The 13,627-nt window shown below is 72.4% G+C and carries 12 protein-coding genes; 9 read left to right on the top strand and 3 right to left on the bottom strand.

What is annotated here, in order from left to right:
• Window positions 1-137: 137 nt before the first annotated feature.
• From ACZ470_RS05700 to ACZ470_RS05740, 9 genes are all read left to right on the top strand, one after another.
• Complete coding sequence (locus tag ACZ470_RS05700) at window positions 138-1,127, top strand: malate dehydrogenase (RefSeq protein ID WP_468424700.1); 990 nt, start codon at window positions 138-140, stop codon at window positions 1,125-1,127.
• 182 nt (window positions 1,128-1,309) lie between these two features.
• On the top strand, window positions 1,310-3,034 hold the full coding sequence (locus ACZ470_RS05705) for a hypothetical protein (RefSeq protein WP_468424702.1): 1,725 nt from the start codon (window positions 1,310-1,312) through the stop codon (window positions 3,032-3,034).
• 2 nt (window positions 3,035-3,036) lie between these two features.
• Window positions 3,037-3,390 carry a hypothetical protein gene (locus tag ACZ470_RS05710; protein ID WP_468424704.1) on the top strand — a complete coding sequence of 118 codons (354 nt, stop codon included), beginning with the start codon at window positions 3,037-3,039 and terminating at the stop codon, window positions 3,388-3,390.
• 10 nt (window positions 3,391-3,400) lie between these two features.
• Window positions 3,401-4,405 (top strand): hypothetical protein, encoded by a 1,005-nt coding sequence (locus tag ACZ470_RS05715; RefSeq protein ID WP_468424706.1) that lies wholly within the window; start codon window positions 3,401-3,403, stop codon window positions 4,403-4,405.
• 190 nt (window positions 4,406-4,595) lie between these two features.
• A complete protein-coding gene (locus ACZ470_RS05720; protein ID WP_468424708.1) occupies window positions 4,596-6,116 on the top strand; it encodes an aldehyde dehydrogenase family protein in 1,521 nt (506 codons plus the stop codon).
• Window positions 6,117-6,216: 100 nt separating this feature from the next.
• The gene (locus ACZ470_RS05725; protein WP_468424710.1) at window positions 6,217-7,773 is read left to right on the top strand and encodes a GMC family oxidoreductase; all 1,557 of its coding nucleotides are present in this window, start codon (window positions 6,217-6,219) and stop codon (window positions 7,771-7,773) included.
• Window positions 7,773-8,963 carry a quaternary amine ABC transporter ATP-binding protein gene (locus ACZ470_RS05730; protein ID WP_468424712.1) on the top strand — a complete coding sequence of 397 codons (1,191 nt, stop codon included), beginning with the start codon at window positions 7,773-7,775 and terminating at the stop codon, window positions 8,961-8,963. The genes ACZ470_RS05725 and ACZ470_RS05730 overlap by 1 nt, the downstream gene beginning before the upstream one ends.
• Window positions 8,963-10,912: an ABC transporter permease gene (locus tag ACZ470_RS05735; protein WP_468424714.1), complete on the top strand. Its 1,950-nt coding sequence runs from the start codon at window positions 8,963-8,965 to the stop codon at window positions 10,910-10,912. The genes ACZ470_RS05730 and ACZ470_RS05735 overlap by 1 nt, the downstream gene beginning before the upstream one ends.
• Before the next feature lies 1 nt (window position 10,913).
• The gene (locus tag ACZ470_RS05740; protein ID WP_468424716.1) at window positions 10,914-11,870 is read left to right on the top strand and encodes an ABC transporter substrate-binding protein; all 957 of its coding nucleotides are present in this window, start codon (window positions 10,914-10,916) and stop codon (window positions 11,868-11,870) included.
• 3 nt (window positions 11,871-11,873) lie between these two features.
• Here ACZ470_RS05740 and ACZ470_RS05745 read toward each other — a convergent pair whose 3' ends face one another.
• Genes ACZ470_RS05745 through ACZ470_RS05755 form a run of 3 tightly spaced genes read right to left on the bottom strand, consistent with a single transcriptional unit; the run spans window position 11,874 to window position 13,590 of the window.
• Complete coding sequence (locus ACZ470_RS05745; protein ID WP_468424718.1) at window positions 11,874-12,638, bottom strand: isocitrate lyase/PEP mutase family protein; 765 nt, start codon at window positions 12,636-12,638, stop codon at window positions 11,874-11,876.
• The gene (locus tag ACZ470_RS05750) at window positions 12,632-13,078 is read right to left on the bottom strand and encodes a carboxymuconolactone decarboxylase family protein (RefSeq protein ID WP_468424720.1); all 447 of its coding nucleotides are present in this window, start codon (window positions 13,076-13,078) and stop codon (window positions 12,632-12,634) included. The genes ACZ470_RS05745 and ACZ470_RS05750 overlap by 7 nt, the downstream gene beginning before the upstream one ends.
• Complete coding sequence (locus tag ACZ470_RS05755) at window positions 13,075-13,590, bottom strand: carboxymuconolactone decarboxylase family protein (protein ID WP_468424722.1); 516 nt, start codon at window positions 13,588-13,590, stop codon at window positions 13,075-13,077. Before ACZ470_RS05755 ends, ACZ470_RS05750 begins: the two co-directional genes overlap by 4 nt.
• Window positions 13,591-13,627: the final 37 nt, after the last annotated feature.

The raw sequence follows: 13,627 nt of genomic DNA on the forward strand, positions 1-13,627 counted from the left end.
ATCTCTCTTGACGCCAAGAGATCGATCATTCGAACCGTTGATCGATCATCGCGGCGGACGCCGGTCACGAGCCGGAGCGGGATCCCGCACCCCGGGGCAGGGACCGCCCCACCGCCAGCTGTCATACGGAGAACGCCATGACCCGCACTCCCGTGAACGTCACCGTCACCGGCGCGGCCGGCCAGATCGGTTACGCCCTGCTCTTCCGCATCGCCTCCGGCCAGCTGCTCGGCGCGGACGTGCCGGTCAAGCTGCGCCTGCTGGAGATCACCCCGGCGCTCAAGGCCGCCGAGGGCACCGCGATGGAGCTCGACGACTGCGCGTTCCCGCTCCTCCAGGGCATCGACATCACCGACGACCCGAACGTGGCCTTCGACGGCGCCAACGTCGGTCTCCTCGTGGGTGCCCGCCCGCGCACCAAGGGCATGGAGCGCGGTGACCTCCTCGAGGCCAACGGCGGCATCTTCAAGCCGCAGGGCCAGGCCATCAACGCCCACGCCGCGGACGACATCAAGGTCCTGGTCGTCGGCAACCCGGCCAACACCAACGCCCTGATCGCCCAGGCCGCCGCCCCGGACGTACCCGCCGAGCGGTTCACCGCCATGACGCGTCTGGACCACAACCGCGCGCTGACCCAGCTGTCGAAGAAGACCGGCACCCCGGTCTCCGAGATCAGGAAGCTGACGATCTGGGGCAACCACTCCGCCACCCAGTACCCGGACATCTTCCACGCCACGGTCGCCGGCAAGAACGCCGCCGAGGTCGTGAACGACGAGAAGTGGCTGGCCGAGGACTTCATCCCGACCGTCGCCAAGCGCGGCGCCGCGATCATCGAGGCCCGTGGCGCCTCGTCGGCCGCCTCCGCCGCCAACGCCGCCATCGACCACGTGTACACCTGGGTCAACGGCACCGCCGACGGCGACTGGGTCTCCATGGGCATCCCGTCGGACGGCTCCTACGGCGTCCCGGAGGGCCTGATCTCCTCCTTCCCGGTCACCGTGAAGGACGGAAAGTACGAGATCGTCCAGGGCCTGGAGATCAACGACTTCTCCCGCGCCCGCATCGACGCCTCCGTCAAGGAGCTCGAGGAGGAGCGCGAGGCGGTCCGCGGCCTCGGCCTCATCTGAGCCCATCCCAAGGCCTCCGCCGGGGCCCCGTGCCGGTTCGTCCGGTGCGGGGCCCCTCGCGTGTCCGGCCCCGTACGTGACCGCCCTCGGTAATCCGGTTCGCCCGGGCGCACCCTTCCCCTATGCTGATGCACCGTCACTTTGCGTATCAGCCGCGCCGATCGGCGCATCGGGGGACTCGCGTGAGCACCGCACATGTGCCGCCGCAGCAGCCACAGCACACCGGCGCGGCCGCACCGACCGAACCGCCGCCCACACCGCCGCACGCCAGCGAGGCGTCCCGCATGCTGTGCGCGGGCGTCTACCTGGACTCCGGCTACCGCGACCAGGTCATCGAGCAGCTGTATCTCAACGAGCAGCGCGTCGTCGCCCCCTCGCTCGGCTTCGACGCCGCCCGCGTCCTCGCGCACGCGCTGCGCGCCCGGCGCCGGGAACTGCTGTGGGCGGCGGCCGTCCTCGGGCTGTGGGTGGTGGGCGTACCGCTCAGCGGCAGCCTGCTCGTCCTCTTCCTGTGGCCCAGCCTGCTGCTCGCCGTCGCGCCCCTGCTCCGCGGGCGGGCCGCCCAGCCGCCCTGGTACCGCTGGCTCGCCGCGTTCCTGGCCCGCTGGAGCGGACGAGTGTTCACCGCCCTCGCCCTGCTGACGCTGGGGACGGTCGCCTTCGGCGGCGGCTCGGACGACGACTCCGGCTACGGGTCCTCGTACGACTCCGGCGGGGACGACGTGCTGGGATCGCTCACCGACATGTTCGCGACCCTCGCCGAACCGTGGCAGGCCTGGTTCGGGATCGCCGTGCTCGTCTGCGTCGGCCTGTGCACGGCGGCCCAGCGCAACCAGTTCGCCCGCGTCCTCGCCGCCGAACTGTCGCCCCGGCGTTTCCCGGACGCCGCCGGCGACCCCGCCGAACAGGCCGACGGGCAGCGGTTCCGGCGGCTGACGCACCGCATCCGGCTGGAACAGCACACGCCGCTGGTCATGTACCACGAGGCGCGCCCGTTCTGCGGGGCGGGCACGGCGCACGACACCTGGGTGCTCGCCGTGGAACTGCGCCCGGACGAGGAGGGCGAGCAGCAGCCGCTCAGCAACCGCGCGATCCTCGACCGCATCCGCCCCCTGCTGGAGCAGTTGCGCGTGCCCGCCGAGTACGCGGGCCCCGGAGTACGGGACAGGCTGCGCCGACTGGAGATCGACGAGTGCGTGTTCCTGCCCGTCGAAGGGCTCCTCAGCCGCGACCAGGCGCCGTACGGCCCCGCGGAGTTCGAGCGGCACCGGACGCGGGCCGTCGAGGAGGGCGGCGAGAAGCGCCGGCACTTCCTGCGCATCCGCGTCGGCGGCTGGGAGGAGGAACTGGTCGTCACGGTCTTCGTACGCGTCCACACGCAGGGCCGGATGCTCATGCTGGAGATCGCCCCGCACGTGCTGACACCGGTCCGCGCGGACTTCAAGGACGCCGACCGCACCTCGCACCGGTTCCTCAACGACAACCCGGTCGGCCGGATCGCCGGCGCCGCCGTCCTGGTGCCCGGCTCCGCGGGCCGCTCGCTGGTCACACTCGGCCGGGGCGCGGTCCACCTGTGGCGGCTGCTGACCGGCGGACACGCGCACGCGCTGCCCGACGGGCCGGCCCTCTCGGTGCGGGAGCTCGCCTCGGCGCCCGCCGGGTCCACCTTCCAGGAGATGGACGTCGCCCGGTATCTCCGGAGCGTCCAGGACCGCATCGGGCGCGGGGTGCGGCTGGCCCTGGCCGAGGCCGGCTACGAGACCGGCGAGTTCGTCCAGAAGATCGTCAACATCAGCAACGGCGCGGTGCACATCGGCCGCGCCGACAACTCCTCGTTCGCCTTCGGCGACCACGCGCGCGCCGAGACCACGACCGGCGGCTCCCAGCCGCAGAAGGGATCCGACTAGCGATGGCAGCCAACGAGCCGAACGTCAGCATCGGCCGCGCCGACAACTCCTCCTTCGCCTTCGGCGCCAACGCCCGCGCCGAGACCCGCAACAGCGCCCCCGCGGCGCCGGACGAGTCCGCCGAGCAACTGCTGGCGGCCGTGCGGGAACTCCGCGGTGACCTGGCCCGACTGCGGGAGAACGAGCAGGCCGCGCGGCTGGACGAGACCCTCGCCGAGACCGAGGAGGAGATCACCCTGACCGGTACGGCCGGTGAGGGCCGCCTCCAGCGGCTGCGGGAGGTGCTCACGGACGCCCAGAACATCCTGACGCTGTTCGCGTCGGCGGGTGCCGTCGCCGGACTGCTGGGAATGTGAGAGGGACGCGATGAACGGGGGACAGCGGTACTGGAACGAGGACGCCCAGCGCTGGGACGGCGGCGACGGCGTCGCACCGGTCACCCCGCCGCCCCCGCCGCGCCCGGGGTTCCTGCCGTCCGCTCCGGACGCGCCGACGAGCGCGGCGCCCGCGCCGGACGACGTGCCGCCGGGAGTCGTACCGGGGCCCGCCCCGGGGCACGGAGCCTGGTCCGGCCCCGAGCTGCCGCACGACGCCGCCTGGCCGCCCACCGAGCCGGTGCCGCCCGCCGGCCGGGGCCCCGGCCGACGGCTCCTGTGGGGCGTGCTGGGCGGGGCCGCCGCGGCCGGGGTCGCCGGGGCGCTGCTGCTGACCCTGGTCGTCGGGGACGACACGGCGGACGGCGGGCCCGGCTCCCGCGACGACCACGCGGCCACCTCCTCCCCGGCACCGGCCGACGGCGCGACCCCCGGCCCGTCGGACGTGGGCACGGCCGCCACCGAACCCACCGACGGCCTCCCGGAATCCCCTTCCGGTCAGGCGTCCGGGCTCCCCGCCGACTACGAGCTCCACACCGACGCCGAGGGCTTCACCATCGCCCGCCCGCTGGGCTGGACGCGCGAGGCCGTGCCCTCCCAGCACGGCATGGACGTCGTCAACTACCGCAGCGACGACGGATACCGCCGCCTCCAGGTCTACGAGGTCGCGGAGCCCTCCGCCGAGGCGTCCTTCGACCTGTTCCTGTCCGACGGCACGCAGAAGGCCGAGGGCTTCGAGAAGGTCTCCCTGGAGCCGTTCGAGGAGGCCGGCGTCTCCGGGCTGCGGCTGGAGTACCGGGCCGACTCCCTGCGGGGCGAGCCGGACGTCGGCAGCTGGCACGTCCAGGACGTGCGCTTCCGCGCGCCGGGCGACGGCAAGGTGTACGCGATCGCCGCGTACGGCCCGCCCACCGACGGCATCGACCCCGAACTGCACCTGGCGCTGACCGCCGTCGCGCACTTCTGTCCCCCGGACACCACCTGCGAACAGGGCTGATCCGGGACTTCCCCCCCCCCGCCGCACCCCACCCTTTTGTTCCGTTTCGCCCCGATGTTCCGTGACCCGGAGCACTTCCGGCCGTCGATTGCGCATGCACCGGTGGCCGGAGGGCAGGCGCACCCGGTCCCGTGGATGACACCCGTGTCACTCACGGGTGCTGAACAGGAACGGAAGGCAGTAACCGATCATGGCGGACAGTACAGAACCTCAGGCACGTGACACCATCCACGCGGGGGGCGAGTGGCGGGCGGCCGTCTCCGGGGCCACCCGCGAGATCCTCGACCCCGCGGACGCCCTGCCGTTCGCCGTGGTCGCGGAGGGCGACGAGAAGGACGCCGACCTCGCGGTGGCCGCGGCCCGCCGCGCCTTCGACGAGGGCCCGTGGCCGCACACGCCCGTCGCCGAACGGGCCGCGCTGCTCCGCCGCGTCGCCGGACTCCTCGTACGCGACCGGGAGAAGCTCGGTCTGCTGGAGAGCCGGGACGCGGGCAAGACCGTCGAGGAGGGACGCGTCGACATCGACTGCGTCGCCGACGCCTTCCGCTACTTCGCCGACCTGGTCGCCGGGGAAGCCCCCGGACGGGTCGTCGACGCCGGCTCGCCCGACGTCCACAGCGTCGTCGTGCACGAGCCGGTCGGCGTCTGCGCGATGATCACACCCTGGAACTACCCCCTCCTCCAGGCCAGTTGGAAGATCGCCCCCGCCCTCGCGGCCGGCAACACCTTCGTGATCAAGCCCAGCGAGATCACCCCGCTCACCACGGTCGCCCTCATCGACCTGCTGGCCGAGGCAGGACTGCCCACCGGCGCCGCCAACATCGTCACCGGCCCCGGTCACACCGTCGGCGCCCGGCTCGCCGAGCACCCCGACGTCGATCTGGTCTCCTTCACCGGCGGCCTGGCCAGCGGCACCAAGGTCGCCCAGGCCGCCGCCCCGAGCGTCAAGAAGGTGGCCCTCGAACTCGGCGGCAAGAACCCCAACGTCGTCTTCGCCGACGCCTGCGCCACCGAGGAGGGCTTCGACACCGCCGTCGACCAGGCCCTCAACGCGGCCTTCATCCACAGCGGCCAGGTCTGCTCGGCGGGCGCCCGGCTGATCGTGGAGGAGTCGGTCCGGGACCGCTTCGTCACCGAACTCGCCCGCCGCGCCGAGAAGATCAGGCTCGGCCGGGGCACCGAGGACGGCGTCGAGTGCGGTCCGCTGGTCTCCGAACAACAGCGCGCCAAGGTCGAGGCGTACGTCGAGTCCGCCCTCCGGGAGGGCGCGGTGCTGCGGTCCGGCGGCAAGCGCCCCGCGCCGTCCCCCGAACGCCCCGAGAACGGCTACTTCTACGAGCCGACCGTCCTCGACCACTGCCACCGCGAGATGAAGGTCGTACGCGAGGAGGTCTTCGGGCCCGTCCTCACCGTCGAGACGTTCCGCACCGAGGACGAGGCCGTCGCCCTCGCCAACGACACCGAGTACGGACTGGCCGGCGCCGTATGGACCGCCGACGCGGGCCGCGCCCGCCGCGTGGCCGGACGACTGCGCCACGGCACCGTGTGGATCAACGACTTCCACCCCTACCTCCCGCAGGCGGAGTGGGGCGGCTTCGGCAAGAGCGGAGTGGGCCGCGAACTCGGCCCCGCCGGTCTCGCCGAGTACCGCGAGACCAAGCACGTCTACCAGAACCTGGCGCCCGAGCCGGTGCGCTGGTTCGCGGGCTGAACCGCAGCCTCCCGTTCCGTACGCACCCCGCGTCGCCGCATCCGGCAGCCGTACCGCGATCCACCCACCTCTCCCGAGTCCCCGGAGGAGTACCACCACGATGCCCGCTCACACCCCCGCGTCCCACGAACACGAACGCGACCACACCTACGACTACGTCGTCATAGGCGGCGGCACCGCAGGCTCCGTCATCGCCTCCCGGCTGACCGAGAACCCCGACGTCACCGTCGCCGTCATCGAGGGCGGCCCCAGCGACGTCGGCCGCGACGACGTACTGACGCTGCGCCGCTGGATGGGCCTGCTCGGCGGCGAGCTGGACTACGACTACCCCACCACCGAGCAGCCGCGCGGCAACTCGCACATCCGGCACAGCCGCGCCCGCGTCCTCGGCGGCTGCTCCTCGCACAACACCCTCATCGCGTTCAAGCCGCTGCCGTCCGACTGGGACGAGTGGGAGCAGGCAGGGGCCAAGGGCTGGGGCGCCGTGCCGATGGAGGCGTACTACGCCCGCCTGAAGAACAACATCGTCCCGGTCGACGAGAAGGACCGGAACGCCATCGCCCGTGACTTCGTGGACGCGGCGCGGCAGGCCCTCGACGTCCCCCGGGTCGAGGGCTTCAACAAGAAGCCGTTCCACGAGGGCGTCGGATTCTTCGACCTGGCGTACCACCCGGAGGACAACAAGCGTTCCTCCGCGTCCGTGGCGTACCTGCACCCGGTGATGGACGAACGCCCCAACCTCACCCTCATGCTGGAGACCTGGGCGTACCGGCTGGAACTGGACGGCACCCGCGCCGAGGGCGTCCACGTCCGCACCAAGGACGGCGAGGAGATCCTCGTCCGCGCCCGGGGCGAGGTCGTCCTGTGCGCCGGCGCCGTCGACTCGCCCCGTCTGCTGCTGCACTCCGGCATCGGCCCGAAGGCCGACCTGGAGGCGCTCGGCATACCCGTGGCGCACGACCTGCCCGGCGTCGGCGAGAACCTGCTGGACCACCCCGAGTCGGTGATCGTCTGGGAGACGAACGGACCCATCCCGGAGAACTCCGCGATGGACTCCGACGCCGGTCTGTTCGTGCGCCGCGACCCCGAACACGCGGGCCCCGACCTGATGTTCCACTTCTACCAGATCCCATTCACGGACAATCCGGAGCGACTGGGCTACGAACGCCCGCCGTTCGGGGTCTCCATGACCCCCAACATCCCCAAGCCGAGGAGCCGCGGCCGGCTGTACCTCACCAGCGCCGACCCCGAGGTCAAACCCGCCCTCGACTTCCGCTACTTCACCGACGAGGACGACTACGACGGCCGCACCCTCGTCGACGGCATCCGCATCGCCCGCGAGATCGCGAAGACCGAACCGCTGGCCCACTGGCTGAAGCGCGAGGTGGCCCCCGGCCCGGACGTGACCGGCGACGAGGAACTGAGCGAGTATGCCCGCAAGGTCGCGCACACCGTCTACCACCCGGCGGGCACCTGCCGGATGGGCGCCGCGGGCGACGAACAGGCCGTCGTCGACCCCGAGCTGCGGATCCGCGGCCTGGAGGGCATCCGGATCGCGGACGCCTCCGTCTTCCCGACCATGACCGCCGTGAACCCGATGATCGGGGTCCTCATGGTCGGTGAGCGCGCCGTCGACCTGATCGGCGGTGGTGCGTGATGAGTACCGCGAGCACGGCGAGTACCGCCCCGGTCTTCTCCGTCGACGGGCTGTGGAAGGTCTTCGGCCCGAAGGCCGACCGCGTCCCCGGCGACCCCGAACTCACCGCCCTCGACCCGGCCGAGCTGCGCTCCCGCACCGGCTGCACCGCCGCCGTGCGCGATGTGAGCTTCGACGTCCGCAAGGGCGAGGTCTTCGTCGTCATGGGCCTCTCCGGCTCCGGCAAGTCCACGCTGGTGCGCTGTCTGACCCGGCTGATCGAGCCGACCGCGGGCACCATCGCCATCGACGGCGAGGACGTCCGCGCCATGGACAGGGCCCGGCTGCGCGAACTGCGCCGGCACCGCGCCGCGATGGTCTTCCAGCACTTCGGCCTGCTGCCGCACCGCACCGTCCTCGACAACGTCGCCTACGGCCTGGAGATCCAGGGCATGGGCAGGGCGGAGCGCCGTGCGCGGGCCGCCGAGGTCGTCGCGAAGGTCGGCCTGGAAGGCATGGAGCAGCGCAGGCCCGCCCAGCTGTCCGGCGGCCAGCGGCAGCGCGTCGGCCTCGCCCGCGCGCTGGCCGTCGACCCCGAAGTCCTCCTCTTCGACGAGCCGTTCAGCGCGCTCGACCCGCTCATCCGGCGCGACATGCAGGAGGAGGTGGTGCGGCTGCACCGCGAGGAGGGCCGCACGATGGTCTTCATCACCCACGACCTCCAGGAAGCGCTGAAGCTCGGTGACCGCATCGCCCTGATGCGCGACGGCCGCGTGGTGCAGCTCGGCACGCCGGAGGAGATCGTGGGCTCGCCCGCCGACGACTACGTCCGCGAGTTCGTCCGCGACGTCCCCCGCGAACAGGTCCTCACCGTCCGCACAGCCATGCGCCCCGCCACCTCCGCCGACGAGGCGGCCACAGGCCCGGCGATCCGCCCCGACGCCACGGTCTCGGAGGCCATAGAGGCGGTAGCCCGAGCCGGCACCTCCGCCCGAGTCCTGGACGAGGGCCGCTGCGTGGGCGTGATCGACGCAGCGACCCTGCTGGACGTAGTGGCCGGCGCCACCGCCGCCACAGCTGCGGGCAGCGCCGCCACCGCCCCAGCTGCGGGCAGTCGTGCCGCTGGGGCGGCACGGGTGGGCGCAGCTGCACCGGCCCAGCGCCGCGAGCCGACACCCACGCCCGCCGACACCAGCGAGGAGCCGGTGTGATGGCAACGCTCACCGCAGCACCCCAGAAGACGTCCCCGCCGCGCATCCTGACCCACCCCGCCACCCGCAAACTCGCAACCCTCACCCTGATCGCCGCGATCCTCGTCCCCCTCGCCGCCGCCCGCTGGGCAAACGGCACCTGGCCCGACGCCCTCACCATCGACGTCTCGGACCCCCTGGCCAGAACCAGCGACTGGATCATCGACAACCGGGACACACACCCCCTCTTCCTCTACTTCCTCGGCCACGTCAGCAACGCCGTCGTCATCGCCGTACGCGCCGTCTACCTCGCCCTCCTCGCCGTCGGCTGGGCGGGAGTGACCGCCGCGTCCGCGCTGATCGCGTGGCGCGTCGCGGGCATCCGTCTCGCGCTGGGCACCGCCGCCGCGTTCCTCGCCTGCGGCCTGCTCGGCATGTGGGTGCCGACCATGCAGACCCTCGCCCTGATGGTCGTGGCGGTCGTCGCGTCCGCCGCAGTGGGCGTACTGCTCGGCCTCGCCGCCGGACTGTCCGACCGCATGGACCGCGCCCTGCGCCCCGTGCTCGACACCATGCAGGTCCTCCCGGCGTTCGCCTACCTCCTCCCCGTCGTCCTGGTCTTCGGCATCGGCGTCCCCGCCGCCGTCCTGGCCACCGTCGTCTACGCCGCCCCGCCCATGGCCCGCCTCACCGCCCTCGGGCTGCGCGGCGCCGACAAGGAGGTGCTGGAGGCGGTCGAGTCGCTCGGGGCCACCGCCCGGCAGCGCCTGCTGACCGCCCGTCTCCCGCTGGCCCGCAAGGAACTGCTCCTCGGCCTCAACCAGACGATCATGATGGCGCTGTCCATGGCCGTCATCGCCTCCGTGATCGGCGCCGGTGGCCTCGGCGACCGCGTCTACCAGGCGCTGGCCTCGGTCGACGTGGGCGCCGCGCTCGCGGCCGGCATCCCGATCGTGCTGCTCGCCGTCGTCCTCGACCGGGTGACCGGCGCGGCCGGCGCACGGCTCGGACGGGCGCCCGCGCCGAACGCCCGCGCGCTGTGGGCGTACGCCCTGGTCGCCGCCGTGGCCGTCGCGGTCGCCGGACGTCTCGCGGGCCGCCTGGAGTGGCCCGACGGATGGGTCGTCGGCATCGCCGAGCCGGTCAACCGGGCCGTCGACTGGATGACCGCGCACCTCTACTCCGGGGTCCCGGTCATCGGAGGCACCGCCGACTGGGCGGGCCACTTCACCACCTGGGTACTGGACCCGCTCCGCGACGGCCTGCAATGGCTGCCCTGGTGGTCGGTGCTCCTCGTGGTCGCCGCACTGGCCTGGCTGATCGGCACCTGGCGCACCGCGCTCACCGCCGTCCTCGCCATGGCCGCGATCGGCGTGCTCGGCGTGTGGAAGCCGTCCCTGGACACGCTCTCCCAGGTCCTCGCGGCCGTCGCCGTGACGCTCGTCATCGGCTTCGCGACCGGCATCGCGGCCGCCCGCAGCGACCGCGTCGAGCGCCTGCTGCGTCCGGTCCTGGACGTGTTCCAGACGATGCCGCAGTTCGTGTACCTGATCCCCGTCGTCGCGCTGTTCGGCGTCGGCCGCGCCCCGGCCGTCGCCGCCGCGATCGTCTACGCGCTGCCCGCCGTCGTCCGCATCACCACCCAGGGCCTGCGCCAGGTCGACCCGGCCGCCCTGGAGTCCGCCCTCTCGCTCGGCGCGACCGGCGCCCAGCAACTGCGGCAGGTGCAGCTCCCGCTGGCCCGCCCCGCGCTGCTGCTCGCCGTGAACCAGGGCGTCGTCCTCGTCCTCGCCGTCGTCATCATCGGCGGGCTGGTCGGCGGCGGCGCGCTCGGCTACGACGTCGTCTTCGGCCTCGCCCAGGGCGACCTGGCGACCGGCCTGGTCGCCGGGGCCGCGATCGTCTGCCTGGGCCTGATGCTCGACCGGGTGACGCAACCGACCGGACGCCGCGCGAAGAAGGGAGCGTGACATGCGATTCCGTACGATCCCGGCGGTGGCCGCCGGTTCCGCGCTGCTGCTGCTGACCGGCTGCGGTGCCGCCGACATGACCAAGCAGGCGTCCCCCTTCGCGAACGCCCGGGGTGCCAGGACGGTCACCCTGTCCGTCCAGTCCTGGGTCGGCGCGCAGGCCAACGTGGCCGTCGCCCAGTACCTGCTGGAGCGCGAGCTGGGCTACCGCGTCGACACCGTCCAGGTCGACGAGGTGCCCGCCTGGGACGCGCTCAGCCAGGGCCGGGTCGACGCGATCCTGGAGGACTGGGGCCATCCCGAGCAGGAGCAGCGGTACGTCGAGGACAAGAAGACGATCGAGCCCGGCGGCGACCTCGGCGTCACCGGGCACATCGGCTGGTTCGTGCCGACGTACTTCGCCGAGAAGCACCCGGACGTCACCGACTGGAAGAACCTCAACAAGTACGCCGACCAGCTCCGCACGCCGGAGAGCGGCGGCAAGGGCCAGCTCATGGACGGCTCACCGTCCTACGTCACCAACGACAAGGCGCTGGTGAAGAACCTCGACCTGGACTACCAGGTGGTGTTCGCCGGCTCGGAGGCCGCGCAGATCACCCAGATCAAACAGTTCGCCAAGGAGAAGAAGCCCTTCCTCACCTACTGGTACACACCCCAGTGGCTGTTCGAGAAGGTGCCGATGACCGAGGTGAAACTCCCCGCGTACGAGGAGGGCTGCGACGCCGACCCGGAGAAGGTCGCCTGCGCCTACCCGGTCACGCCGCTCCAGAAGTACCTCAACGCGGACTTCGCCCGGCACGGCGGCGAGGCGGCGGACTTCCTGGAGAAGTTCACCTGGACGACGGAGGACCAGAACGAGGTCTCCCTGATGATCGCCGAGCAGAAGCTGTCACCGAAGGAGGCGGCGAGGAAGTGGGTGGACAGCCACGAGTCCACCTGGAAGCCGTGGCTGTCCTGAGGCTCACTTCCGGAGACCGGCCGCGAGGTCGCGCAGCGCCCGGGTCGCCCCGCGCTGCAAGCCCGGCCCGAAGGTGATGCGGGTGGCCCCCCGTTCACCGAGTTCCGCGAGCTCGGTGTGCGTGGGGTCCTCGCCGTCCAGCGGTGCGAACACGTTGATCGGTCCCTCGATACCGGCCCGCAGCAGCGGCAGTACGTCGGGCGGGGCGGCGATCGGATACACGCAGTCCGCGCCCGCGGCGACGTACAACGCGGCGCGCTCGATCGTCCGTTCGGGGTCGTGGACGCCCCGGATGAACGTGTCGACGCGCGCGTTGACGAACAGCCGGTCGCCCGCCGCCGCCCGCACCTCGCCCAGCCACTCGGCGTGCGCGTGCGGGTCCTTCAGGACGCCCTCGCTGGAGTCCTCCAGGTTGCAGCCGACGGCGCCGGTCTCCAGCAGCCGCTCGACCAGCTCCTTCGGCGCGAGCCCGTATCCGTCCTCGACATCCGCCGACACCGGCACGTCCACCGCCCGTACGATCCGGGCCACCGCCGCGAACATCTCGTCCGCCGGTGTCTCACCGTCCTCGTACCCGAGCGAGGCGGCGACCCCCGCGCTGGGCGTGGCCAGCGCGGGGAAACCGGCGTCCACGAGGGCACGGGCGGCGGCCGCGTCCCAGGGGCCGGGCAGGATCAGGGGGTCGGCCGGGTCCGGCCGGCGGTGCAGCGCGCGGAACGTCTGCGCTTTGGTCCGCTGTGATGTGGTTGCCTGTGCTTCGGTCACCATTCCAGGCTTCCCGCCGGGATCCGCCGGCTCACCATCAATCGGTTCCAACTGTTGATCACCGTGATCAGGGCGAGGAGGTGGGCGAGCCGGGCGGCGTCGAAGTGCCGCGCCGCCCGCTCGTGGAGCTCGTCGGGCACGAATCCGGCCGTCAGCACGGTCACCGCCTCGGTCAGCGCCAGCGCGGCCCGCTCACGTTCGTCGAAGACGTCCTCCGCCTCCTCCCACGCGTCCAGCAGGTCGAGCTGCCGTTCACTCACGCCGTGCTCGCGGGCGAGCGCGAGATGCATGTCGAGGCAGAACGCGCAGTGATTGAGCTGGGAGGCCCGGACCTGCACCAGTTCGGCGAGGGCCGGATCGCCGAGGCCCCGCTTGGCGGCGGCGCCCAGCGCCCGCATCGCCTCGCGCACCCCGGCGTCCAGGTGTGTGGTGCGGGCCGTCACCCGTGCTGCCCCGGCGTGTAGTGGCCCGGGGTCTTGCGGCAGGTCACGCCGAACCGGTTCCAGGCGTTGATCACCGTGATCGCGGCGATCAGCTGCGCCAGCTCCGCCTCCTCGAACTGCTTGGCGGCCCGCTCGTACACCTCGTCGGGCACGAACCCGTCCGTGAGGACGGTGACGGCCTCCGTCAGCTCGATCGCCGCGAGCTCCTTCTCCGTGTAGAAGTGCCGCGACTCCTCCCAGGCGCTGAGCTGGATGATCCGCTCGACGCTCTCGCCCGCCGCGAGCGCGTCCTTGGAGTGCATGTCCAGGCAGAAGGCGCAGTGGTTGATCTGCGAGGCGCGGATCTTCACCAGCTCCAGCAGCTTGGGGTCGAGGCCCCTCCGGGCGGCCGCGTCCAGCCGGATCATCGCCTTGTAGACCTCGGGCGCGTGCTCGGCCCACTCCAGCCGTACGGGCAGCTCGGTCGCGTTGGCGGTCGTGGTGGTCGTCGTGGTCGTTTCCGTGGTGGTCATGCCTCGACCCTAGGAGCGAGGCAGCCCAGGAGTATGG

This window comes from Streptomyces sp. NPDC031111 (assembly GCF_055570675.1).

Excerpts from the sequence above, each read along its gene's own strand:
- ACZ470_RS05755 (WP_468424722.1), bottom strand. The coding sequence starts at position 13,590 with ATGACCACCACGGAAACGACCACGACGACCACCACGACCGCCAACGCG.
- ACZ470_RS05720 (WP_468424708.1), top strand. The coding sequence starts at position 4,596 with ATGGCGGACAGTACAGAACCTCAGGCACGTGACACCATCCACGCGGGG.
- ACZ470_RS05735 (WP_468424714.1), top strand. The coding sequence starts at position 8,963 with ATGGCAACGCTCACCGCAGCACCCCAGAAGACGTCCCCGCCGCGCATC.
- ACZ470_RS05745 (WP_468424718.1), bottom strand. The coding sequence starts at position 12,638 with ATGGTGACCGAAGCACAGGCAACCACATCACAGCGGACCAAAGCGCAG.
- ACZ470_RS05715 (WP_468424706.1), top strand. The coding sequence starts at position 3,401 with ATGAACGGGGGACAGCGGTACTGGAACGAGGACGCCCAGCGCTGGGAC.
- ACZ470_RS05730 (WP_468424712.1), top strand. The coding sequence starts at position 7,773 with ATGAGTACCGCGAGCACGGCGAGTACCGCCCCGGTCTTCTCCGTCGAC.
- ACZ470_RS05700 (WP_468424700.1), top strand. The coding sequence starts at position 138 with ATGACCCGCACTCCCGTGAACGTCACCGTCACCGGCGCGGCCGGCCAG.
- ACZ470_RS05710 (WP_468424704.1), top strand. The coding sequence starts at position 3,037 with ATGGCAGCCAACGAGCCGAACGTCAGCATCGGCCGCGCCGACAACTCC.
- ACZ470_RS05740 (WP_468424716.1), top strand. The coding sequence starts at position 10,914 with ATGCGATTCCGTACGATCCCGGCGGTGGCCGCCGGTTCCGCGCTGCTG.
- ACZ470_RS05725 (WP_468424710.1), top strand. The coding sequence starts at position 6,217 with ATGCCCGCTCACACCCCCGCGTCCCACGAACACGAACGCGACCACACC.